The sequence below is a fragment of the Variovorax gracilis genome (assembly GCF_030317115.1).
In the GTDB taxonomy this organism is placed as follows: domain Bacteria; phylum Pseudomonadota; class Gammaproteobacteria; order Burkholderiales; family Burkholderiaceae_C; genus Variovorax; species Variovorax gracilis.
In genome coordinates this window covers 12,882-33,667 of record NZ_JASZYF010000044.1, presented here as the reverse complement: position 1 = coordinate 33,667, position 20,786 = coordinate 12,882, and the positions used below count along the sequence as shown (strand labels likewise).

The window sequence follows — 20,786 nt, the reverse complement described above, 5'->3', positions numbered from 1 at the left end:
AGGGGCCGTTGCTTGCTCGCGCGGGCGGCGCCGTCGCGTTGGCGACCATCAATCCACTGGCGGCCCTGCTGCCGCTCATCGAGACAGGGCCGGGCGAAAACACGGACTGCGCCGCTGTGAAAGATCAGGTTCGCAGTGCCGCCGGACAGGCGCGCGCTCCCGAGCGAAGGCGTTGAGCCGAGCAATCAGTCATTGTTTCTTTCGCACTTGCGCGCATTGACGAGGCAGGCAGCGTAGTCGGGATCGTGCTTGAGCAGGAACATCGCGCGTGCGGCGACGGCGGTGTCGGCGAAGTCGCTGAACAAGCCGTCAACCCCGGCTTCGTAGAACGCAAGGTACTCATTGATCGCATTGCCTTCAAAGCTGCCGGTCAGTCGCTTCTGCTCGCTGCGGAACGTGTACGGATGCACCAGCAAGCCCAGACGATGTGCATTGGCAATCACATCGGTGGGCGGGAGCAGGACCCGATCCCGATCGTCCACGACGCCGTCGCCCGTCACGTCGACACAGGCGCCGCCCTGTATCGACTTGCAGGCGCTCGAAATCAGGTAAGGCTTCCACGGACCGATGCCGTCCGCGTATCCCTTCACCTCGTGCAGGCCGCGCGGCGTCAGCAGATCCTTGAACAGCCCGTCGCGGTTCGACACCACCCAGTCGTACGGCTTGTCGTAAGGCTTTGTGAAATCGAGCGAGCCGTCGGGCTTCACATCGTTGGCATCGACCAGCTGGATCAGCCGAACGCTCGTCTTGCCGCGCAGGTAACGCAGATTGGCGGTCTCGAAGGACTGGATGAACACCGGCGCGTTGCGATTGTTCCAGCCGGCAGCGCTCAACACGCCCAGCAGCCGGTCTTCCAGGGGCAGCCCGATCTGCTGGTGGTAGGTCGGATGCTTGGTCTCCGGATAGATTCCGATGCGCCGGCCCTCTTCACGCGACTTTCGCTTCGCCAGTTCGATCACCTCGACCAGTGTCGGGATCTGGAACTTGCCATTGAACGACTGGTCGCGGTCGGGAAAGGACTGGACGGCCCGCAGCTGCTTGATTTCGGCGAGCGTGAAGTCGCTGGCAAAGAAACCGTCCGTTGCAGCGCCGTCGATCATGACCGTGCGCCGCCGGTCCGCGAACTGTGGAAGGCTCTTGACGTTGGTGGTGTCGATCAGGTTGGGCTCGTGGCGCGCGATCAGCTGACCGTCCTTGGTTGCGACCAGGTCGGGTTCGATGTAGTCGGCGCCAAGCGCGATACCAAGTGAATAGGCCTCCAGCGTATGTTCGGGCAGATAGCCGTTGGCGCCGCCGCGGTGGCCGATCACCAAGGGTGCGTTGTCCGCACGTCGGCGCCCGTGCTCGTCGTGGGCAACGACAGCGGTGGCTGCGATCAGCATCCCTGTGCCAAGCAGAGCGACAAAGGCTTTCTTCAATGGGCGCATGAACGGTCTCCTCGTTTGATGTGGCCGACAGTAGGCGCAATGAGTGACAGCCGCATGAACCACCTGAAGTCCGCGGGTGTCATCTCCGGACATGTCTCCGACCAGCCTACGCCATCACCGGCGCGTCGACAACAGCGCCCACGCGCGAAGCCGCCTTGCGGTGCTGGCATCCACGCGGATCGAGCCGTCAGCGTCCTACAGCGTCGGCTTGACGGGTTGACAGAATGACGCCATGTCTTCGTCCCGCAATATCACGACAGCCGTGCCGCTTCCCTCGTGCGTTCGGAATGCGATCGATGGCCTGGCGCTGGGCCTCCTGAATCCGCCGGGTTCGGCGCCGATGGACTTCACCCGGCCCATCGGGGAGCCATCGCTGACGGCGCACGACTCGATGTCGTGGGAGATTTTCAAGAACCCGGTCGCCATGTTCGTTGGCGGCGTGGCTGCCGTGATCCTTGAGCTGGCCGAGCCTCGGGTACGCACCGGGGTGTGGGAGCACTCCACGTTTCGCGCGCAGCCGATGCTCCGCTTGCAGCGCACCGGGCTGGCCGCGATGGTGACGGTGTACGGGGCGCGAAGCGTGGCCGAGAGAATGATTGCCGGCGTGGTGCGGCGACATGGTCAGGTCACCGGCTTCACGCCGGCAGGGGAGCGGTATGAAGCGAACGATGTCGATCTGCTGACCTGGGTGCAGGCGACGGCGGGATTCGGTTTTGCACAGGCCTTCCATGCCTATGTGCGGCCGCTGCGGCAGGACGAGTTGGACCGGTTCTACCTCGAGGGGGCACCTGCCGCGCGACTGTATGGCGCGCTCCACGCGCCGACATCGGAAGCCGGGATGCGGGCGCTGTTCGACAGAACGGGCGGGCGCCTGGAGTCCTCACCCATCGTCTTCGAGTTCCTGGACATCCTGGGGGAGGCTCCCATCCTTCCGGCGCCGCTGCGGCCGGTGCAGCGGCTCCTGATTCGGGCAGCCGTCGAGATCACGCCCGGATGGGTGCGCGAGCGCCTGGGCCTGACGAGCGCGCAAGGGCTGGGCGCCATGGAGGCGCGCTTCGTGCGGTGGGCAGGCGCGCTCGCCGACAGGATCGTGCTGGCCAGGAGCCCTGCGGTCCAGGCCTGCCGACGCCTGGGACTACCTGCCGACTATCTTTACCGTCGCAGCGCTCGCTGAGCACAGGGCCGGCGAACTCACGATCGTGGTTGCAGGGTAAGTCCGATCAGCCGGGAAACGACCATGGCGAGGTACATCACGCCGGCAAACATGGCCAGGCTGGCGACCGCGCGGGCGTGCACCGTGACAGGGATGACGTCTCCGATCCCGGTGCTCGAAAGGAGCGCGAAGCTCAGGTACATCAACTCGCTCCAGGACCGGGCATGTTGCGGATTCACGGCCGCCTGAAAGCTCCCGGGCTGGAGTGCCTGAACCACGACGAACAGGTGCGTGAATGCCCAGGCCAACAGCGTGAACGTCGCTCCCACAGCGAAGAGCTCGTCCAGCGTGGCGTATCGGTCGGCCAGCATGTAGGCGATCAGGCTGCCTGTCGCATAGAAATAGAACACTGCTTCAAGGGCAGAGGACCATACGACCAATTGGGGCCGGTCGGCCATCGCCTGCAGCACGAGCAGGCCTGTGGTCGGGATCGCAAGGCCGACGCTGATCCACGTCAGCCAGGGCGTGCTGCGGACCATGCGGATCGTGACGTACAACACGACCAATCCGAAGACAGCCAGCGCGGGTGCTCCCACGCGCGTCGATTCGACGAAGGGATAGAGCACGATGCCGAGAAGCTGCACGATCAACAGCAGTGCAGACGGATGGCGGCGTATCTGCTCGAGCATGCGAGGTTGATTCATGTGCACAGTGTCGCCGCCCTGGCGGAAGCAGGACGCGCGCGGTATCTTGACAAGTGAACGTCCAAATGCTTGCATACGCATTGACCCGGGATCAGCCGAGTTCGGCCCTCGTTCCGAAAGGACGATTTCATGTGGCAGATCCATTTCAACGCAACGAACCTGGTGGCGCGCCACCGAGGCACGCTGCCGATGCTCATCACCTGTCCGCACGGCGGCGTGTCCAATGTTCCGGGCGTGCCGGCGCGCAGCGGCCGAGAGGGTTGCATCTTCGAATCGTCGCGAGATGTCGACACCAACCTCATCGCCGCGGGCGTGGCGCAGCGCGTGCTGGAGATCTTCGGCGAAGCACCGTATGTCGTCATCGCCGAGTTCCATCGCAAGTTCATCGACGCCAACCGGTCGCGCGAATGCGGGTTCGAGGTCGATGCGGCAGCGCCGTTCTACGACGAGTACCACGGCACGATCCGCTCCTTCATCGACGAGATCCGTGCCGAGACCGGCGGGCTCGGCCTTCTGTTCGACATTCACGGAACAGCGGGTATCCCGTCCGACCCGGCGCAGATCTTCCTCGGCACGGCACGGGACGAGGAGGACGGTATTTCACGGCTGCGCGCCGCGGACCCGCAAGTGTTGGCGCGCAGGCGCAGCTTGCGCGGCTTCCTCGAGGCCGCCGGTTATCGCGTCTCGCCGCCGGACCCTAACGGTATCGAGGTACCGCAGTTCAACGGTGGTTTCACGATCAGGACGTACGGCAGCTCCCATCCGGACGGTCTCGACGCGATGCAGTTGGAGATCACGAAGCCCTTGCGTACCGATGCCGTTGAGCGCGGGCGTCTGGTCGAGGTGCTGGCCTTCGCGTTCGGCAACCTCGTAAGCCGGTATGCCGATTCGCACACACTGACCGCGGCGCTCGTGTCGCGTTGCGGCGCTTTCGGTCCCTGATCTTTATTCCGCCTTGATGTTGTTGTCCTTGACCACCTTGCCCCAGCGCTGAGTCTCCGCGCGCATCCAGTCCGCGATCTGCTGGCGGTTCATGGTCGAGGGCTCGGAGCCGAGTTCCTGCAGATGCTTGGCGAACTCCGGGCGCGTCACGATGCGCTGGACCGCCTCCTGCAGCTTGTCGAGCACGGCCGGCGGCGTGTTGGCCGGCGCCAGCAGGCCCTGCCAGGAGCCGGTGACGAAATTCGGGATCTGCGAGGCGACGGTCGGCACGCCCGGAGTAGCCGCGAACGGCTTGGCGCTGGTGACCGCAATGGCCTTGACCTTGCCGCCCTGCACCAGCTGGTTGGTGGCGACCACACTCGCCATCGCGCTGTCGATCTGTCCACCCGCGAGGTCGGCCAGGGCCTGGGCGCCCCCCTTGTAGCCGATGACGTTGAATTCGAAGCCGCGGTCCTGCGCGAGCAGGATGCCTGCCAGCTGGCTGATGGAGGCCAGCGGCGTGCCGAAGCTCGGGGGCTTGCCGCTCTTCTTGGCGTAGGCGGCGAGTTCGTCGATGTTCTTCACAGGAAGATCGTTCCGAACGACAAGCAGGTGGGGCGAATACGCCGGGATCGTGATGGGCGTCAGGTCCTTCTGTGGGCTGTAGGGCAGTTGCGGAACCACGCTGGGGCCGATGGTCAGCACGCTCATGTCCAGCAGCAGCAGGTTGTAGCCATCCGGCGCCGACTTGGCCACGAACGCCGCTCCGATCTGGCCATTGCCGCCGGCCTTGTTCTCGACGATGACCGGCTGCTTGAACATCTCGCCCAGTTCCTTGGCCAGCAGTCGCCCCAGCACGTCGGAAGTGCCACCCGCCGGGTTGGGCACCGTGATGCGGATCATCCGGCTCGGGTAGCTCGCTGCGTCCTGCGCGTGGACCGGCAAGGAAGCGCCGCCCGCCAGCAGGGCTGCCGCAGCCATGCCGAGCAGGGCGCGCCTGGCCTTCGAAGGAGCGCAAGTGGTGGTGGAAGTCTCGGTGTTCATGGCTGTCTCCGTGGATGTGTGGCGGGGCGTTCGCGTGGCTGCGAGCGGAGGCTGGAAAAAGCGCTCAGGGCGCCTGGTAGATCACGTTCAGGAGCGGCTGCCCTTGCTGCAGGCGCCCGATGTTCTGTGCCATGAAGCGGTAGCGGCGGTCGAGCAAGGCCGGCGTCATGGCCGAGATGTGGGGCGTGGCGCGCACGTTGGGAAGCTCGTGCAGTGGCCATCGTGATGGATTCACCGGTGCCTGGTCCTTTTTCGGGTACTGGTACCAGACGTCGAGGACGGCTCGTGCCAGGGCCTTGTCGCGCAGGGCTTCGTACAGTGCCTGCTCGTCCACCACCTCCGCACGCGCCACGTTGACCAGCAGCGATTGCGCGGGCAGCAGTGCAAGCTGGCGCGCGCCGATGAGGCCGCGGGTGCTGTCGTCCAGCGGGCAGCAGATCACCAGGCATTGAACGCGAGGGAGCACGTCGTCCAGCGTCGACGCGGGAACGAATTCGTCGGCCAGATCTGCCGAACCCTTCTTGCCGCTGCGCGTCACGGCGATCACGTGCATGCCGAAGGCCCGCGCGCGCCGCGCGATCTCTTGCCCGATGTGGCCGAAGCCCACGATCGCGAGGGTCTTGCCATGGGCTTCCTCGTGCTGGGACCGGTTGGCGTAGGCCTGCGCCCAGGCTGGTGCGTCCAGGTGCGCCGGGTACTGCCAGAGTCGAAGGCAGTGCTCCAGGATGGCGTGCAGGGTGAACTCGGCGATCGGGACCTCGTGGCCGTGCACATTGCACACAGTCGTTCCCGAGGGCAGCGACGGGCAGGCGATCTGTTCCCATCCTGCGCCGGGCACGTGCACCAGCCGGCTGCGCAGGCGGGATGCTTCGCCGGCGCCGATGCTGTTGCTGATGACGACGTCCGAGTGGATGGCACCTGAATCGGGGAAAGCAAGGAGGGCCTCCACCTCGTGCCCGGGGCCGAGCAGGGCCCGCAACCGCGGCGCATTGGGCGCATGAAGCCCGACGATCTGGATGTGCATGTCGAAGTCTTGAGAGAAGAGCAGGGCGCAGTCGCGATGCAATGCCCGCTAGCGGCTTTCTCGGACGATGAGGTCCGAGCGCTGCTTGAATGCATCCTTGAGACGGGTGCCCAGCCCTGCACCTACGGGTGGCTGGGCCATGCCGTCAAGGATCACCGGCAGGTCGGTGACGATGTCGCGGTACCAGGTGGCCAGCGTGGCGCGAACCACCTCCTGGTAGATGGCTGTCGGCGCATGCAGTGCCATGTGCAGTCCTGCCATCAAGGTGATGGGGCCGGTGCAGTCGTGCGGCGCCAGCGGCCGGTTGTAGGCCTGGGCCAGACCTGCAATCTTTCGCCCTTCCGTGAAGCCGCCGCACCAGGCCAGGTCCAGCATCACGACGTCGAGCGCGTCGTTGGCAAGCAGATCGCGGAAGGGGCGTAGACCGCCCAACGTCTCGCTGCCGCACACGGGCACCCGCGTGCGGCGCCGCAAATCGGCGAGACCCGCGGCGTCGTCCATCTTGCACAGCGGATCTTCGACCCAGAACACGTTGTAGTCCTCCAGTGCCTGGCAGATGCGCAAGGCCGAGTGGCCACCGAAGAGGCTGTGCAATTCGCACATCACTTCGATACGGTTGCCGACAGCCTCGCGGATCTTGCGGAACGGCTCCAGCCCCTTTTCCAGGTCGGGCAGGCTGATCAGGTGGCCACCGCTGGCGGGCGCATAGATGTCGAAGGGCCAGATCTTCATGGCCTTGTAGCCTTCGTCCAACAGGCTTTGGGCAAGCGCTCCGGCGTCGCGCATGAAAGCGACCTGGTCGTCGTAAGGCCCTTGGGACTGGTCGTCCATGCCGATGTCGCGACGCTTCCCGGTGGTGTTGAAGGAGTAGCCCGCACAGGTGTTGTAGACCGGCACGCTCAGGCGGGCTGCGCCACCCAGCGCCTCATGGACGGGCACCCCCTGACGCTGGCCCGCGAGGTCCCACAAGGCAATGTCGACGGCACTGGCCGAGCGCACTTCGACGCCCGAGCTGTTGTAGCCCACGTAAGGTGTAAGCAGGTGGCGCGAAATGCCTTCGATGTGCCTTGCGTCGCGCCCCAGCAGCCAGGGGACGAGTTCCTCATGCAGGCAGGTCTCGACCGAGGCCGCCCCACGAAAGGTCTCGCCCAGTCCGACGAGGCCATCGCTCGTCTCCAATTCGAGCCAGATCAGGCTGGGTCGGTCCGGGAGCCGATAGGTGCGGAGCGAGCGAATGATTGACATGAGTTACAGCTTTTTATATCTTTGGCAGAAAATCAGGAGCTTTGCGAGCAATTTGTCGTGAATGCATTGTGCTGGAGCATCCGTTTTCCCCAATTTCATGCTTACCCTGTAATTAGCTGTCAAATGAATTCTTCTACTCTCGACACCGGAAGCACCACCGCACACCCGACTGCGCATGCACAAAGGGCGCAACGACTGTTGGGTGACAAGGTCTACGAAGACCTTCTCCAACTACTGGGTACGCCGGGTTTCGAGTCCCGCGCGCGTTTGCCCGGTGAAACGGCGCTGTCGCAACGCCTTGGCGTGTCGCGGCCAGTGCTGCGCCAGGCGCTGGCGCGCCTTCGCGATGAGGGCCGCATCTATGTGCGCAAGGGGTCGGGCACGTTTGTCACCGACGCGCTACCTCAAGCGAGGCCCATCTCGGTGAGTACGCTGAAGAACATTGCGGACATCCGCGCTTTCTTGGAATACCGGTGCTTCATGGAAGGCGAAGCAGCCTCGCGCGCGGCGCAAATGCGCACCGCCGATCAGATGCACCACATCCGTCGCTGCCGCGAGCGCTTTGAGCAGGCACTGGAGGAGGGAAGCGACGCCGTGGAAGAAGACGTCGCCTTCCACGACGCGGTGGCCCAGGCCTGTGGCAATCGCTTCTTCAGCATGACGATGACCGCGCTGGCGCCGCAGACGCGGTTCAGTATCGGACTCTCGCGCAGCTTGGCGGACAGGTCGCAAGGTGAACGCCGGACGGGTGTGTGCCAGGAGCATGCAGCCGTCGAACAAGCCATCGAGCGACAGGACGCGCACGCTGCGAGGCAAGCCATGGAAGCGCATCTGCGCGGGGGCATCGCGCGGCTGTTTGGACACTAGGCTTGAGTCGGCATCGCGTTGCGTCCGTCGCCGCTTTTGCGGCGATGGCCAGGCGCTCGGCCGCGTCCTGAGGCTGCGTCTGGGCGCGCGCCTGGGTGTCTTTCTTTTCGGCCATGCGGATAGCTCCTGCAGTTGATGCAAGGCAACGGTGCCGACTCGCATTCCCGTCGTGTTCAGACCGACTTCTGCGTTGTGAGTGGGGGCGCCGCGGACTGCAAGAGCGCCAGCACTCCATCATTCATTTTACATAATATACATTGTCTTATTTCAAGGTGTTGAGAGAAACGGACTACAAAGAGTCCGTTTCTGGAAACCTTCCCGGCCGCTCACGACCCTCACGACCCGGATGGCTTGGCGCGCGTTCGCGTTGTGCGGTGCGGATCCTCCTGCGGCGGCCTCAAGAGGTCCGCGAAAATTCGGAAAGCTATGCCGACCAGCTTCTCGTTGCTCGACTTCGCCAGTCTCTCGCGCAGTCGTCTCCTGAGCGCTGGTGTTTGAGGCTTGTTGGCAAAGTCCTTCTGAAGATCCCTGACGAACTTCAGTGCCTCGGCGGAAGTTGCGATTTCAATGTGCGACGGGACGGTTTTTTCAGGCATGGCAGTCCTTAGAGGCTGAGCGCATCGGCAATGGCCGCAATGGTCTGCGGCTGGCTCATGGCGAGGATGTGGCCTAGGTTGGAGCCGAGCAGCGTCTTGACGTTCGCGGAGTTCGAGCCCGCCAGGCCGACGTGTCGAGCGGTCCACGCGGGTTGCGTGTCGTCTCCGGGCACTTGGGCTACGTCGCCAATGGGCGTCGGCGTGATGGGTGGCACCCATTGCCAGGTGGTGCTGCCGAGCGTGTTCTGTTGCCCGCTCACGCAACGAATGTTGAAAAACTTGCTCGCGATCGATGGGTCGAGGTCGGAAGCGAGGAACTGGACGAGCTTTCGTGCCTTTTTCACTTCTCCAAGATCGAACCCCGTCTGGCTGATGGTGGGATAGCGATGCAGAGCGCCGTTGGTCGACGGGTAATAGGGATCGGCCACCTCCCCCGTGTCCTTGTCGGTGCTGGGATACGCCGTCAACGGGTAGTTCGGATCGGCGGCCAGCGCCGCCCCGTACCTTGCAAACGTCTTCTTGGCGTCGAGAAACTGAAACGCGTAGAGCGCCGGCATCGACGTCAGCACCCTGCGAACCTTGACCTGATCAAGCAGATTCAGGAGCGGCTCCCCTTCGAAGAATCGATGGATCTGGCCCCCATAGCCGTAGAACGGCGTGGCCACGGTCACTGCCGCCTTCAGCGCCGGCGTGTCGTGCTTGCGCAGGATCCAGTTGACGATCATGCCTCCCGCGCTGTGCCCGACAAGCGAGTAGCTCTCCAGCGCATCGGCGTTGTTGCACTCGTCCTTCACCCGGTTCTGGAAATACGGCAGGAACTTCTGGACGAAGAACTTGCCGATCTCATCGGTGGTGCGGCGCCAGTCCCAGCCGAAGACGAAGTAGTCGACCTTCTGCGCCTTGCACCATTCCACGAAGCCATCGTAGGGCGTGAGGCCCGCAAACTTGAGCGGCCCATCCGCAAGGACGAACCGGTTTCCCTTGTCACGATGCTTGGGGCCCACCTTGACCATCTCGACTTCCAGCACGCTGCCCATCATGCTGTGCATGTCGAACCACTTCCTCTTGTACGCAAAGGTCTGGTTCGACGGACCGCCTTGCACATAGGGTCTGGTTGCTCGCTTGAGTTGGCTGCCGAGGCCGCCCGGAAACACGAACACCGTGTGTCGCTTGCCGCTGGCAGGGCCGCCGATCTGAAAGTAGCGATCGATGAAGTCATCGATCGCGTGATCGAGCATCCTGAGTTGCTCGAGATCGCGATTGGTCTCGTAGCTCATCGCTTTCCCTTTCCGGTCGCCCTCGCGCTTGCAGAGCGAGAGCCGCCTCGATGGGACAAAGGCCGTCCCAAGGTCGCCCCTGCTGCAGTGAAAATTCTAGGTGTCTGCGGTGCAACTTCGTCCTTCTTGTTGAGGAGCTGATTGCTCCCTGAACGCGAGGACGACGCGATCGCGAGGCTCGCGTCACAGCCCCTCGTGCGCAACGCCCAACCTGGTGGCGAGCGCCTTCGGTAACAACTGTTGTAGGAATCGCAGCATTCGGCTCTCCACGCGAGCGGAGCACGCGTCTATCGTTCAGGCTTGCGGCAGCAGCAACCGGACGCTTCACGCCACAAAGGAGACCGTGACCATGACCACATCGACTCAGGACACTCGCCCGTCGAGCGCGCCAGCAGCCGTCGAACTGGATGCCGTGATCATCGGCGCCGGGTTCTCCGGGATGTACATGCTGAAGTCGCTGCGTGACAAGCTCGGCATGAAGGTGAAGGTCATCGAGGCTGGCAACGGCGTTGGCGGAACCTGGTACTGGAACCGCTACCCCGGCGCACGGTGCGACTCCGACAGCTACATCTATTGCTATACCTTCGACAAGAACCTGCTCCAGGAATGGGAATGGTCCGAGCGCTATCCCGAACAGGACGAGATCCTGCGCTACCTCGAACACTGCGCTGACCGCTTCGACCTCAAACCCGACATTCTCTTTGGCAAGCGCGTGACCGAAACGGTCTACGACGAGAAGTCTCACCGATGGACCGTGCGTACGGACAAGGGCGACGCCATCTCGGCGCGATATGTGATTGCGGCGGTCGGCAGCCTGTCGACACTCAACCTGCCGGACTACAAGGGCCTTGATTCGTTCAAGGGCCGGGCCTATCACACCAGCCGGTGGCCGCACGACGGGGTCGACTTCACGAACAAGCGCGTCGGCGTGATCGGCACCGGCGCGACAGCTGTCCAGGCGATCCCCGAAATCTCGCAGCAAGCCAGGCACCTGACAGTCTTCCAGCGTACGCCGAACTTCTGCGTACCTGCACGCAACGGCAAAGTCGATCCTGAAGTGACGAAAGCGCGCAAGGCCAACTACGACACCATCGTCGACAACATCCGCAAGTCGTTCTTCGGGTTCGAGTTGAGCTTCATCCCCAAATCCGTCCTCGAGACCACGGCCGAGGAGCGCGAGGCCGAATTCGACCGCATGTGGGGCGACGGCGGCTTCGCATTCTGGCTCGCCAACTATCAGGACATGTTCTTCAACCAGGAGGCCAACGACGTCATCGCCGACTACCTCAAGCGCAAGATCCGCGCGACCGTCAAGGACCCGGAAGTCGCCGAGAAACTGATCCCCAAGACCTACGCCTACGGCACCAAGCGCCAGCCGCTGGACACCAACTACTACGAGACATTCAACAAGCCCAACGTGGTGCTGGTGGATGCCAGCACCGACGGCCCGATCGAGGAGATCACGCCCACAGGCATCCTTGCCGGCGGCAAGGAATACGAGTTGGACATCATCGTCCTGGCCACCGGCTTCGACGCGATGACGGGACCGTTGAAGGACCTCGGCATCCGGGGGCGCGACGGCCGCTCGCTGGCGCAGGAGTGGGAGGACGGCCCGCAGGCCTACCTCGGCTTGATGGTCGCGGGGTTCCCGAACCTGTTCACAATTACCGGGCCGCAGAGCCCATCCGTGCTGTCCAACATGCCGGTGTCCATCGAACAGCATGTCGAGTGGGTCACGGAGTGCATCGATCACATGCGCAGGAACAAGCTCGCGACGATCGAGGCGATGCCACAGGCTCAGGCGCAATGGGCCGCGCACGTCGCCGAGATCGTCAACATGACCTTGATGCCGGGAGCGAATTCCTGGTACATGGGCGCCAATATTCCAGGCAAGCCGCGCAGGTTCCTGCCCTACCTCGGCCTGGAAGGCGTCGGTGGCTATCGCAGGAAGTGCGAGGAAGTCGCAGCGAAGGGCTACGAAGGATTCGCGCTGTCGCCGTAGCGCGCCTGGCCCAGGACTGAGCGACTCTTCATTACACAAAAGGCCATTGAGGGTGATCCAAAGGGTTGATCGCTCGCGTACTGGGATGACTTCCGCGGGTGGGCGCAAGCGGGCACGAGTAGGAACGCGCCGATATACACGCCCGACCCTTCTGGTAAGTTGGAAGCCAACTCAAGGCGATCACCGCATGTCTAACGTCTGTGAACGTTGCGGCAAGAACAATCGGGCATCGGCCATGTTCTGCATCGGGTGCGCGGCAAAGCTGCCCGGATTCGCCCCTTCCGGTCCGTCGGCTCTCGAATCGATGAAGGCGCTGCCGGTCCGATCGAGCGCTGCAGGGTCCAGTGCACGGCCGGGTCCGGGGTATGTCTCGGACGCCATGCTGCCATCCGAGACGAAGGCGTTCTGGTTGCAATTGGGAGCGCTGGGGGCCGTCATGGTTTTCGGATTCTTGGGCTGGTTGTTGCACGTGATCGACAAGCCCGCTCGCGTGCGCGGCGGGCAGGAGCAGATGGCGGATCCCGCTACACGGCACCGGGTCGCCAACGAGGTTGCGTCGCCGTTTCCGCCGCCGCCTGTCGCTCCGCCCTCCTCCGCTTCCGTTCGGAATTCGGACCCGAAGCACGAGCCGAAGGCGGCCGTCGCATCGCTGCCGGAGCGTCAGGGAACATTGGCGGGTCTGTTGCGAAACCAGCGCCCGTCGCCACCGTCACTTCCCTGCCCGAGTTGAGCCGCGATCCCCAGATCCGGGCCGTGGAGAGGTTCTATCGGGCGCTGTCCGCGGCCGATGGCAGGTCGGCGGCGGCGTTCGTGATCCCGGCGAAACGTGGCATCGGCCCGTTCAACGAGATCAATATCTCAAGGTTCTATGGCTCGTTCCAACGACCGCTTCAGATTCGGTCGATCCGCCCGATCGATGCCAGCCTGGTCGAAGCGAAATACAGCTACCGGGTGTCCAGGACAACGTGCGAAGGTACTGCAATCGTTGAAACCGAGCGGATCGGCCGCGAAACTTTCATTCGGCGCATCCGTGCCAACTGTTAGCGCTACCTGGAGGTGCGCGCCTCGCCAGCGGAAGAAATTTCGAACGGAAAACGGAACGTTCGCGATGCCCGGAACTCCAACCCCTATTGGTTGCAAGTACGCCGAGGCATGACGCTCGGCGCCTCTCCAGAGCCATCACGCGTGGACCACCCACGGATGGCTCTCTTTTTTGCCTGGCCCCTAAGGCATCAGCTTGTTGACGACGACGCGTTCGAGGCCGTGTTTCGCGTAGGGCGGATAGCGCACGGCTGGATCGACGGTGCTGCTGTGATGGAGCACGCCGCGCGCATTGGTGAAGGCGTCGAAACCCCAGCGGCCGTGGTACTTGCCCATGCCGGAGTTGCCCACGCCGCCGAACGGGAGTTCGGGAAAAAGCGGGTGGATGGCGCAGTCGTTGATCTCTGCATCGCCCGAGCGCGTGGCCGACAGGATCCTGTCGACCACGTCCTTGTCCTCGGCAAAGATGTAGAGGCCGAGCGGACTCGGCCTGCTGTTGACCCACTGGATGACGGACTGGATCGAATCGATCTCGAGTACCGGCAGGATCGGCCCGAAAACCTCGTCCTTCATGATCGGTGAATCCACCGGGACGTCTACCAACACCGTCGGTGCGATGTAGAGCTCATCGGCGTCGGTCTGTCCGCCGGCGACGGCCTTGCCGCTACCGATCAGCGCGGCCAGGCGATCGAAGTTGCGGCGGTTGATCACGCGACCGTAGTCCGGGCTCTGTTTCGGGTCGTCGCCATAGAACTCGCGGATCGTGTCCTTCAGGTGCTGCACAAACTCGTCCTTCACGTCCGGCCATGCCAGCACGTGGTCGGGCGCGGTGCAGATGTGGCCGGAGTTCAGATAGCGCCCGTAGGCGATGCGCCGGGCGGCCGCCTTGAGGTTGGCCGAGGAATGGACGATGGTCGGGTTCTTGCCGCCGAGTTCGAGCACGCACGGCGTCAGGTTCTTCGCGGCAGCCTGGTGCACGATCTTGCCGACAGGCGGACTGCCGGTGAAGAAGATCATGTCCCATTGCTGCGCCAGTAGCGCAGTGGTTTCGGGGACGGCACCCTCGACGACCGCGACCGCGCGCGGATCGAAGTACTTGGGCACCACCCGCGCCGCGACGCCCGCGCAGTGGGCCGCGATCTCGGAAGGTTTCAGCACGGCAGTGTTGCCCGCGGCCAGCGCCGCCACCAGCGGGGCAAAAAGCAGCATGAAGGGCTCGTTCCACGCGCCGATGATCAGCGCCACGCCGAGCGGGTCGCGGTTCACGCGGATATAGCCCGGCTCGAAGATCAGGGGCATCGGTTCGTGCAGCGGCTTGATCCACGAATCGATGTGCTTCAACGCGTAGGCCGCCTCCTTGGCGCAGTAGGCGACGTCCATGAGGTCGGCGTCGTTCACGTTGCGGCGCAGGTCCTTCCAGAGCGCATCGCACATCTCATCGTGGTGGTCGGCGAACATCGCCCGAACCGCTTCGAGCTGGGTCTTGCGCCACTCCACCGGTCGCGTGTGTCCTTCGAGGAAGAAGGCGCGCTGGCTGGCGACGAGCGAGGCATAGTCAGGAATGGACATGGCGATTGGCTCCCGCGCACGGCGCCGTGGCGCTGCCGCCGATTCCGGAGCCGATCTCGATCAAAAGTACAGTTTGCGACCCGCTGCAAAAGCTGAATATCCCAGCCGCCACCTACTTCCACGTACGTGGGGGCTGGGCACCCGGCCTTCTCGCAGTTCGTTTTCGACGAAGACCTGGAGCTTGGGTCGCGCGATTGCGATCGGCTGCGTTTCAGAGGGTCCGAGACTCAAGCCGAGCATGAGATCGTCGATGGAGTTCGCAAGAGGGCATGGCTCACGATCCGAACGGTTGCGATACGCGTGCGGGTTCATTCCTTCATGCACACGGCCAGCGCCGCAAGCACTTCGCTGCAAGCTTCTCGAATTGGATTTGCCACGCCAACCTCTGATGCAGGGCGAGCAATCACCACCGGTGTCGCTGGGGAAATAGGGGCTTCCGCAGGGGAAGCCAGGGGCTCACCAAGGCCGAGCGCCTTGAAAACTTCCAAGGCGGCATCCTGACGCTGGTCAGGCTTGGCGGCTTCTCCTCGCTGCTCCTCTTGCTCTCGCAAGGGCACTTGCCGATCCGATGCCTCCCTCGACTTCTGCTCGCCAAGGTCGTTCCTGCGGTCGGCGGCGACCAGGTCGAGCGTGCGCTTCGTGCCACTCGGCGCTCCACCCGTTTGGTCGGCATTCGCCCTGTAATCTTGTCGCTTGCCGGGCTCCTTCTGCTTGTCAAGGTAGTCCATCGCGAACGCAAGCAGGACCGCCAGTGTAACGATGCCGATCACCAGGCGATACGCAGTGAAGGGCCTGCCTGCCGAGTGCCCTGCCCTACCGCCACGCGGCGGCGCCTTCGATCCGAGCACGACCACGCGGTCAAGCGCCATCTCGGGGTGTACCGCCTCATTGGCCGCGCTCGTCAGAACCAGGACGCCTGCCGCCCCCTGCTCTTCCGGCTGCAGTGTGTCCGCGAAGTCCACCTCTATGGGACGCTGCGTTCCGCGCCGACCGCGCGCAGGACCAAGAGCCGGACTTGCATCATCGGCAGCATTCCCGCCCGACTGATCCTCACCGCAAAATCGGCAAAAGCGATCCCCCTCCTGCAGCAGCTCTGAACAGCGCTTGCAGGGCGAGAAGGCCGACGTGTCCGAAAACTCGGCCAGGCTCACCGCGGCTTGGCGGCTACCCGCGGCCCACATTCGACGACTCCGATCGGTTGACCGCCCTGCTCGCCTCCGATTGAACTGGCATGGCCCCTCCCCGAAAGTTGCGACCGGGAACACCGATCGAACCTCCAATGTAGTGCCAAAGTATGCATTGACGCCAGTCGTTCGAGGCAATCTCATGGCCTATGTCGCTCGGCCATTCGCTGGGCGCAACAGCAACTCCCAGCCGCGCCGATCTGGGAGTTGGCTCGATACCACGAGGACATCCACGGCGACTATCGCGGTACGCATCGACGCGCAGAGGCGTACAACGTCAACCTCATTCGAACTGTTCGAGGAGACAACTGCATGTTCAAGATTGCGAGCGTCGTACTCCTGTGCTTCTTGGTCGGCTGCGCCGCCACTTCGCCACAGCCAGGCTCAGCGTGTTCAGCGAAGCCCGGCAGCTATGCCTGCCAAGTCATCGAGTACGAGAACGCCGGAGGTTGATCCGAGAAGCCTCGACAGTGCGGCGATGGGTCACGGAGTCAGAATCACCCAGATCGAAAGCGCCATGAGCATCGGAACCGAAACGCTTGCGACACGCCACATGAAGCTGAAATGAAGCTCGTCCCTGCAGCTCGCAAGCAAGCGCTGTTGCAGATCCGTTGGCGAAACACGTACCACCTCGAACTCACGTTCCGCCCGATAGTCGTATGCGTGGGCGTTTGGCTTGTCCCCTAGGCCGAGATCGCTTGTTTTCATCAAAGAATGAGATCCGAGGTCCGAATGCCGATTCGAGCTACGGGGTTCCGCGCGGGAGCCCTCCTGACTCATCGGTGCATATCTGGGTTTTTCGAGTAATACGTTAGTTTACTTGGTGAAATGAGGCTAGGCGCGATGGCGCCTCCGCGTGACGCGTTGGTGTGTCGCGGCGCGGACAGCGAAGCGGTATCACCAGCGGGCCGAAGACTGACGAGAAACTCTGCTCGCCGGATTGAGAAATGCATCACATGGATCGGTCCCGCCTGGTTCCGGCTTCCTTGCGCGCGGCCGGGCCCCGCTAAGCTCGGAACATGATTACCACGTTGAACCTTCCGAGAAGCGAGAACGAAGCCTCGTTCGCGACCCTTGACACGCCAGGCGAGGGACACGAATCCGGACTTCGCGCCGAATGACGGGACAAGCACTTCGCCTCACGGGCCCGGATGGCCAGGACTACGTGCTTGGCGACCCCATCGCCGTCTTCGATGGCGAGACGTTGATCGGACGCGTGCGGTCCGTGACACTCAGTCCCGACGGAGCGGAGGTGCTGCTCGAGAACTTCATGACCGTCGACTTCCAAGGCTTCCGGATCGGTGCACTACCGAAACTGGTCCTGGCGGAAGTGGTCAGCTTTATCGCCGAGCGGCACCCGGCGATCCATTCGATCGGCATTGAACTCAGCCGCGCCATCGCAGACTTCGACGGCCGAGAGGCCTTGCTTGCCAAGGCACGGTCGGAGATCTTGCAGAGCATCGGTGCCCAAGACATTCTGGTGTCGCCGAGGGCCGCACATTTCGCGGTGACGGGGATCTGGCGCTACAACACCGCAAGCGTCACCGCTTTGGCGGAAGCGCTACGGGCGCAGCGCGATGCCTACCGCGCCGACAAGAGTGCGAAGCCGGCGGCACCGCGGAATCGCTTCGGCCAACTTCTGCGGAAAAAGGCGTCCTGAGTTCGGTCCGAGCCAGTGCCGGCGGACGCAGAAGTCTTCAAGCAGGTATTTTTCGTTCCCGCCATTCGGCAACTGCGCCACTTCGCACCGGGCGCAACGCTTCGCCCGCCGCGGCGAGAAGAGCGGTCCACTCGGCCTCGCGTCGCGACAAGCTCTCGCCACCTGCGCGCAACACTGCGGCTGGATGCGGCATGACGTAGACGGGCAGACCGTCGGTTTCGCGCGTGAGCCATCGACCGGCATGCGCCTCGATGCTCAACGGTGCCTTCATCAGGCTTGCCAACGCCGTGCGGCCGAGCGCGACGAGCGCGCGCGGACGCACGATGGCGATTTCCGCTTCCAGCCAATGCGCACAAGCCAGTGCTTCCTGCTGAGCGGCGGTCTTGTGGATGCGTCGCTTGCCGCGCCACTCGTACTTGAAATGCTTGATTGCATTCGTGAAGTACAACTGTTCCCGCTGCCACTGCAGCGAGTCGATCGCGCGATGCAACAGTTGGCCCGCCGGACCGACGAACGGCCGGCCCTCCAGGTCCTCCTGATCGCCTGGTTGTTCGCCCACCAGCATCAGCATCGCGCCGGCACGGCCCTCGCCCCACACGGTCTGTGTGGAATCGGCCGCGAATGCGCATTCCTCGCAGCAGGACGCCTCGCGCGCCAGCGACGCCAGCTGCTGCGATGGCGAGGCAGGCCGCACTTCCCCGACGGGATGGACTTGGGCGCCGCCGCACGGCCCCGAAGACTGGACATTCCCACTGCATCCGTCGTCCTTCAGCGCTTGCACGACCCGGCCCACGCGGCGCTCCCGCGGTGGGCTGGCGTGCATGCGCATGCTGTAGGCGCGGCTGGCCGCCTGTTGCATGAGCGAGGTGATTTGAGTTGCCTCGGGCAGGTTGCGCCAGAAACGCACCGGCATCTCCCGGCGCATCATGGCTGGCTTGAGGCGCGCCGGGTTGAACACGCTTCGGTAGTACGCCAGCCACAAGCCCTCGCCTTCGTCCGGTCGCGGTGCGTCCTCGCGCGCCGCCGGCGCACCGAAGCGCAGTGCTTGACGATCCCAGCGCACGCTGCCACGCGGCGTGAGGATGGCCCAGCGCATATTTGCGAACCGATCGACGAAAAATGGCGCCGCGACGCGCACCACGTGGTGTGCTGGCTCGAACCAGGCGACATGGCATTCGCCTGTTTCGTCCTTGAGCGGTCGAAAGCGGACGAAGGCGTGCATCTTGTGAATTTCGCGGCGCACCTCGCGCGCCATGCGTTCGAGCCGCAAGCGGTCGTCTCGCAAGGTGTCGCCCCAGGCCCGTCGGTCGCGCAAGATCGCGGCGGCCAGCGTGTGCGCCGCATGGAAGCGCTCCGGGCTGTCGTTCAGCAGTGCGGCGCGCAGAAGATCGATCATTGCACGCGGAAGGAGCAACGGCGGCGAAGCGGCATCCGAGTGCGGCCCGGCTGCGGGCCGGCGGTGCACCCCCTCCACGAAATCGTCGATCAATGAGGATTGGCACGGTCGCCCCTCGTCCCACCGCACCGCATCGGGATCCAGCCCACGCTGCAGGGCATCGCGCAAGGCCGCGAAAATGCCCTGAAGATCGTCAGGCGCAGGGACGCTCAGCGAAACGACGGACACGGCTCGATCCTCGAAGCCTCCTCGCGGCCGGTGGCGAACAGATCGCCCTGCCGAGCGGCGTGGATTGCCATGCCCGGCCTCCCTCGCTCGGACGATCGACCCCGGGCAGCGATCGCCTCCAATTGCGAAGTGGCATCGCCTCGCGGCCGATGGTCGGGCAACGCCACGAAAGCCAGGATCCGCACGCCGGGTGCGCCCAGGCGCAGGATGTCGGCCTTGCGAAGAAGCCGCACGGTTCGCGCGCTCAGCAATCGCTCGACCGATTGCATGCCCAGCCCCGGCACACGCAGCAACGTTTCCTTCGGTGCGCGATTCACGTCGACCGGGAACCAGTCCGGATGTGCGAGCGCCCACGCCAGCTTGGGATCCACGTCCAGCGAGAGCATGCCGCCATCGGTCACCAGCTCGTGCTCCTCGAATCCGTAGAAGCGCATGAGCCAGTCGGCCTGGTACAGCCTGTGCTCGCGCATCAGAGGCGCTGCGCGGCCGGGAAGCAGCGCGCTGGCATGGGCGATGGGACTGAATGCGCTGTAGTACACGCGCTTGAGACGATAGCTGCGATACAGCGACACGCTTGTGCGCAGGATTGCGCGGTCGTCCGAGCTATCGGCGCCGACAATCATCTGCGTGCTTTGCCCGGCCGGTGCGAAGCGCGGCGGCGGCGGTTGCGCTGCGGGGGCGTTGGCCATGGCCCGCGTTCGCCGTGCGGCATGGCCCAGTTGCTCTGCGGTGTCGTCGAGTTGCAGACGGATGCGAGCCATCGAGCGCTTGATGGCGCTCGCGTTCTTCTGCGGCGCCAACTGCGTCAATGAAGTCTGGCTGGGCAACTCGATATTGATGCTCAGGCGGTCTGCATGAAGACCGGCGCGGGCGATCAGGTCGGCGCTCGCGTCGGGGATGGTTTTCAAGTGGATGTAGCCGCGAAACTGGTGGTCCTCGCGCAGCCGACGCGCGACCTCGATGAGTTGCTCCATGGTGTAGTCGGGCGACTGGATGATCCCGGAACTCAGGAACAGGCCCTCGATCACGTTGCGGCGATAGAAGTCGAGCGTGAGCTGCACCACTTCATCCAGCGAGAAGCGTGCGCGCTCGACGTCGCTCGATTCGCGGTTCACGCAGTAGAGGCAGTCGTAGACGCACCAGTTCGTCAGCAGGATCTTGAGCAAGGAGATGCATCGCCCGTCGGGTGCGTAGCTATGGCAGATGCCAGCCCCGCTGTTCGACCCCATGCCCGCCTGGTCGCGAGAATGGCGCTTGGCGCCGCCGGAAGACGCGCAGGAAGCGTCGTACTTGGCCGCATCGGCCAGGATGGCGAGCTTGCGAAGGATGGTCGTGGCCATGATACTGTTATTTTATACAGTATTCGAATGCTGCGCGCAGCTTGACCATCCCAGGCGCTCGTTACATTCTTTCTCCCGCTAACGCATGCTTCACCCGGTGCGGTTGCG

18 protein-coding genes are annotated in these 20,786 nt (G+C 63.9%); 6 read left to right on the top strand and 12 right to left on the bottom strand.

Features of this window, described 5'->3' with window-relative positions; genetic code table 11:
* Positions 1 to 185: 185 nt before the first annotated feature.
* Entirely contained in the window at positions 186 to 1,427 is a 1,242-nt protein-coding gene (locus QTH97_RS34000; protein WP_286572996.1) for a glycerophosphodiester phosphodiesterase, read from the bottom strand.
* Positions 1,428 to 1,659: 232 nt separating this feature from the next.
* On the opposite strand from QTH97_RS34000, the gene QTH97_RS33995 reads away from it, so the two are divergent.
* Positions 1,660 to 2,601, top strand: coding sequence for an oxygenase MpaB family protein (locus QTH97_RS33995; RefSeq protein ID WP_286572995.1), 942 nt, complete (start codon positions 1,660 to 1,662; stop codon positions 2,599 to 2,601).
* 17 nt (positions 2,602 to 2,618) lie between these two features.
* On the opposite strand, the gene QTH97_RS33990 is transcribed toward QTH97_RS33995, so the two are convergent.
* Positions 2,619 to 3,284, bottom strand: a complete 666-nt coding sequence (locus QTH97_RS33990) for an ion channel (protein WP_286572994.1) — start codon at positions 3,282 to 3,284, stop codon at positions 2,619 to 2,621.
* A gap of 129 nt (positions 3,285 to 3,413) precedes the next feature.
* Between QTH97_RS33990 and QTH97_RS33985 the strand changes: the two genes are divergently transcribed.
* On the top strand, positions 3,414 to 4,226 hold the full coding sequence (locus QTH97_RS33985; protein ID WP_286572993.1) for an N-formylglutamate amidohydrolase: 813 nt from the start codon (positions 3,414 to 3,416) through the stop codon (positions 4,224 to 4,226).
* Between the two features lie 3 nt (positions 4,227 to 4,229).
* On the opposite strand, the gene QTH97_RS33980 is transcribed toward QTH97_RS33985, so the two are convergent.
* The 3 genes from QTH97_RS33980 to QTH97_RS33970 all read right to left on the bottom strand — a co-directional run bounded on the left by QTH97_RS33980 (position 4,230) and on the right by QTH97_RS33970 (position 7,518).
* Positions 4,230 to 5,249 (bottom strand): Bug family tripartite tricarboxylate transporter substrate binding protein, encoded by a 1,020-nt coding sequence (locus QTH97_RS33980; RefSeq protein ID WP_286572992.1) that lies wholly within the window; start codon positions 5,247 to 5,249, stop codon positions 4,230 to 4,232.
* Between the two features lie 64 nt (positions 5,250 to 5,313).
* The gene (locus QTH97_RS33975; RefSeq protein WP_286572991.1) at positions 5,314 to 6,273 is read right to left on the bottom strand and encodes a 2-hydroxyacid dehydrogenase; all 960 of its coding nucleotides are present in this window, start codon (positions 6,271 to 6,273) and stop codon (positions 5,314 to 5,316) included.
* A gap of 48 nt (positions 6,274 to 6,321) precedes the next feature.
* Entirely contained in the window at positions 6,322 to 7,518 is a 1,197-nt protein-coding gene (locus tag QTH97_RS33970; RefSeq protein WP_286572990.1) for a mandelate racemase/muconate lactonizing enzyme family protein, read from the bottom strand.
* A gap of 198 nt (positions 7,519 to 7,716) precedes the next feature.
* Here QTH97_RS33970 and QTH97_RS33965 point away from each other — a divergent pair, with 198 nt between their 5' ends.
* Entirely contained in the window at positions 7,717 to 8,385 is a 669-nt protein-coding gene (locus QTH97_RS33965) for a FadR/GntR family transcriptional regulator (RefSeq protein WP_286572989.1), read from the top strand.
* A 335-nt stretch (positions 8,386 to 8,720) separates the two neighbouring features.
* Here the strand turns inward: QTH97_RS33965 and QTH97_RS33960 are convergent, their stop codons facing one another.
* Positions 8,721 to 8,981 (bottom strand): hypothetical protein, encoded by a 261-nt coding sequence (locus QTH97_RS33960; RefSeq protein ID WP_286572988.1) that lies wholly within the window; start codon positions 8,979 to 8,981, stop codon positions 8,721 to 8,723.
* 8 nt (positions 8,982 to 8,989) lie between these two features.
* On the bottom strand, positions 8,990 to 10,258 hold the full coding sequence (locus QTH97_RS33955) for a lipase family protein (RefSeq protein ID WP_286572987.1): 1,269 nt from the start codon (positions 10,256 to 10,258) through the stop codon (positions 8,990 to 8,992).
* A gap of 349 nt (positions 10,259 to 10,607) precedes the next feature.
* Here QTH97_RS33955 and QTH97_RS33950 point away from each other — a divergent pair, with 349 nt between their 5' ends.
* A complete protein-coding gene (locus QTH97_RS33950; protein WP_286572986.1) occupies positions 10,608 to 12,260 on the top strand; it encodes a flavin-containing monooxygenase in 1,653 nt (550 codons plus the stop codon).
* A gap of 753 nt (positions 12,261 to 13,013) precedes the next feature.
* Positions 13,014 to 13,304, top strand: a complete 291-nt coding sequence (locus tag QTH97_RS33945; protein WP_286572985.1) for a hypothetical protein — start codon at positions 13,014 to 13,016, stop codon at positions 13,302 to 13,304.
* Positions 13,305 to 13,484: 180 nt separating this feature from the next.
* Here QTH97_RS33945 and QTH97_RS33940 read toward each other — a convergent pair whose 3' ends face one another.
* The 3 genes from QTH97_RS33940 to QTH97_RS33930 all read right to left on the bottom strand — a co-directional run bounded on the left by QTH97_RS33940 (position 13,485) and on the right by QTH97_RS33930 (position 16,762).
* Positions 13,485 to 14,870 (bottom strand): aldehyde dehydrogenase family protein, encoded by a 1,386-nt coding sequence (locus QTH97_RS33940; RefSeq protein ID WP_286572984.1) that lies wholly within the window; start codon positions 14,868 to 14,870, stop codon positions 13,485 to 13,487.
* Positions 14,871 to 15,178: 308 nt separating this feature from the next.
* The gene (locus QTH97_RS33935) at positions 15,179 to 16,051 is read right to left on the bottom strand and encodes a hypothetical protein (RefSeq protein ID WP_286572983.1); all 873 of its coding nucleotides are present in this window, start codon (positions 16,049 to 16,051) and stop codon (positions 15,179 to 15,181) included.
* A gap of 486 nt (positions 16,052 to 16,537) precedes the next feature.
* A complete protein-coding gene (locus QTH97_RS33930; protein WP_286572982.1) occupies positions 16,538 to 16,762 on the bottom strand; it encodes a hypothetical protein in 225 nt (74 codons plus the stop codon).
* 409 nt (positions 16,763 to 17,171) lie between these two features.
* Here QTH97_RS33930 and QTH97_RS33925 point away from each other — a divergent pair, with 409 nt between their 5' ends.
* Positions 17,172 to 17,714, top strand: coding sequence for a hypothetical protein (locus tag QTH97_RS33925; protein WP_286572981.1), 543 nt, complete (start codon positions 17,172 to 17,174; stop codon positions 17,712 to 17,714).
* Between the two features lie 37 nt (positions 17,715 to 17,751).
* On the opposite strand, the gene QTH97_RS33920 is transcribed toward QTH97_RS33925, so the two are convergent.
* Together QTH97_RS33920 and QTH97_RS33915 are read right to left on the bottom strand one after the other, a co-directional pair.
* Positions 17,752 to 19,338, bottom strand: coding sequence for a UdgX family uracil-DNA binding protein (locus tag QTH97_RS33920; protein ID WP_286572980.1), 1,587 nt, complete (start codon positions 19,336 to 19,338; stop codon positions 17,752 to 17,754).
* Positions 19,320 to 20,678, bottom strand: coding sequence for a putative DNA modification/repair radical SAM protein (locus QTH97_RS33915; RefSeq protein ID WP_286572979.1), 1,359 nt, complete (start codon positions 20,676 to 20,678; stop codon positions 19,320 to 19,322). The genes QTH97_RS33920 and QTH97_RS33915 overlap by 19 nt, the downstream gene beginning before the upstream one ends.
* Positions 20,679 to 20,786 lie beyond the last annotated feature (108 nt).

Bases quoted from the DNA above. Each gene is read 5' to 3' on its own strand.
- QTH97_RS33940 (WP_286572984.1), bottom strand. From the start codon at position 14,870: ATGTCCATTCCTGACTATGCCTCGCTCGTCGCCAGCCAGCGCGCCTTC.
- QTH97_RS33955 (WP_286572987.1), bottom strand. From the start codon at position 10,258: ATGAGCTACGAGACCAATCGCGATCTCGAGCAACTCAGGATGCTCGAT.
- QTH97_RS33960 (WP_286572988.1), bottom strand. From the start codon at position 8,981: ATGCCTGAAAAAACCGTCCCGTCGCACATTGAAATCGCAACTTCCGCC.
- QTH97_RS33970 (WP_286572990.1), bottom strand. From the start codon at position 7,518: ATGTCAATCATTCGCTCGCTCCGCACCTATCGGCTCCCGGACCGACCC.
- QTH97_RS33915 (WP_286572979.1), bottom strand. From the start codon at position 20,678: ATGGCCACGACCATCCTTCGCAAGCTCGCCATCCTGGCCGATGCGGCC.
- QTH97_RS33975 (WP_286572991.1), bottom strand. From the start codon at position 6,273: ATGCACATCCAGATCGTCGGGCTTCATGCGCCCAATGCGCCGCGGTTG.
- QTH97_RS33930 (WP_286572982.1), bottom strand. From the start codon at position 16,762: ATGAAAACAAGCGATCTCGGCCTAGGGGACAAGCCAAACGCCCACGCA.
- QTH97_RS33925 (WP_286572981.1), top strand. From the start codon at position 17,172: ATGACGGGACAAGCACTTCGCCTCACGGGCCCGGATGGCCAGGACTAC.
- QTH97_RS33995 (WP_286572995.1), top strand. From the start codon at position 1,660: ATGTCTTCGTCCCGCAATATCACGACAGCCGTGCCGCTTCCCTCGTGC.
- QTH97_RS33950 (WP_286572986.1), top strand. From the start codon at position 10,608: ATGACCACATCGACTCAGGACACTCGCCCGTCGAGCGCGCCAGCAGCC.
- QTH97_RS34000 (WP_286572996.1), bottom strand. From the start codon at position 1,427: ATGCGCCCATTGAAGAAAGCCTTTGTCGCTCTGCTTGGCACAGGGATG.
- QTH97_RS33935 (WP_286572983.1), bottom strand. From the start codon at position 16,051: ATGTGGGCCGCGGGTAGCCGCCAAGCCGCGGTGAGCCTGGCCGAGTTT.
- QTH97_RS33985 (WP_286572993.1), top strand. From the start codon at position 3,414: ATGTGGCAGATCCATTTCAACGCAACGAACCTGGTGGCGCGCCACCGA.
- QTH97_RS33980 (WP_286572992.1), bottom strand. From the start codon at position 5,249: ATGAACACCGAGACTTCCACCACCACTTGCGCTCCTTCGAAGGCCAGG.
- QTH97_RS33990 (WP_286572994.1), bottom strand. From the start codon at position 3,284: ATGAATCAACCTCGCATGCTCGAGCAGATACGCCGCCATCCGTCTGCA.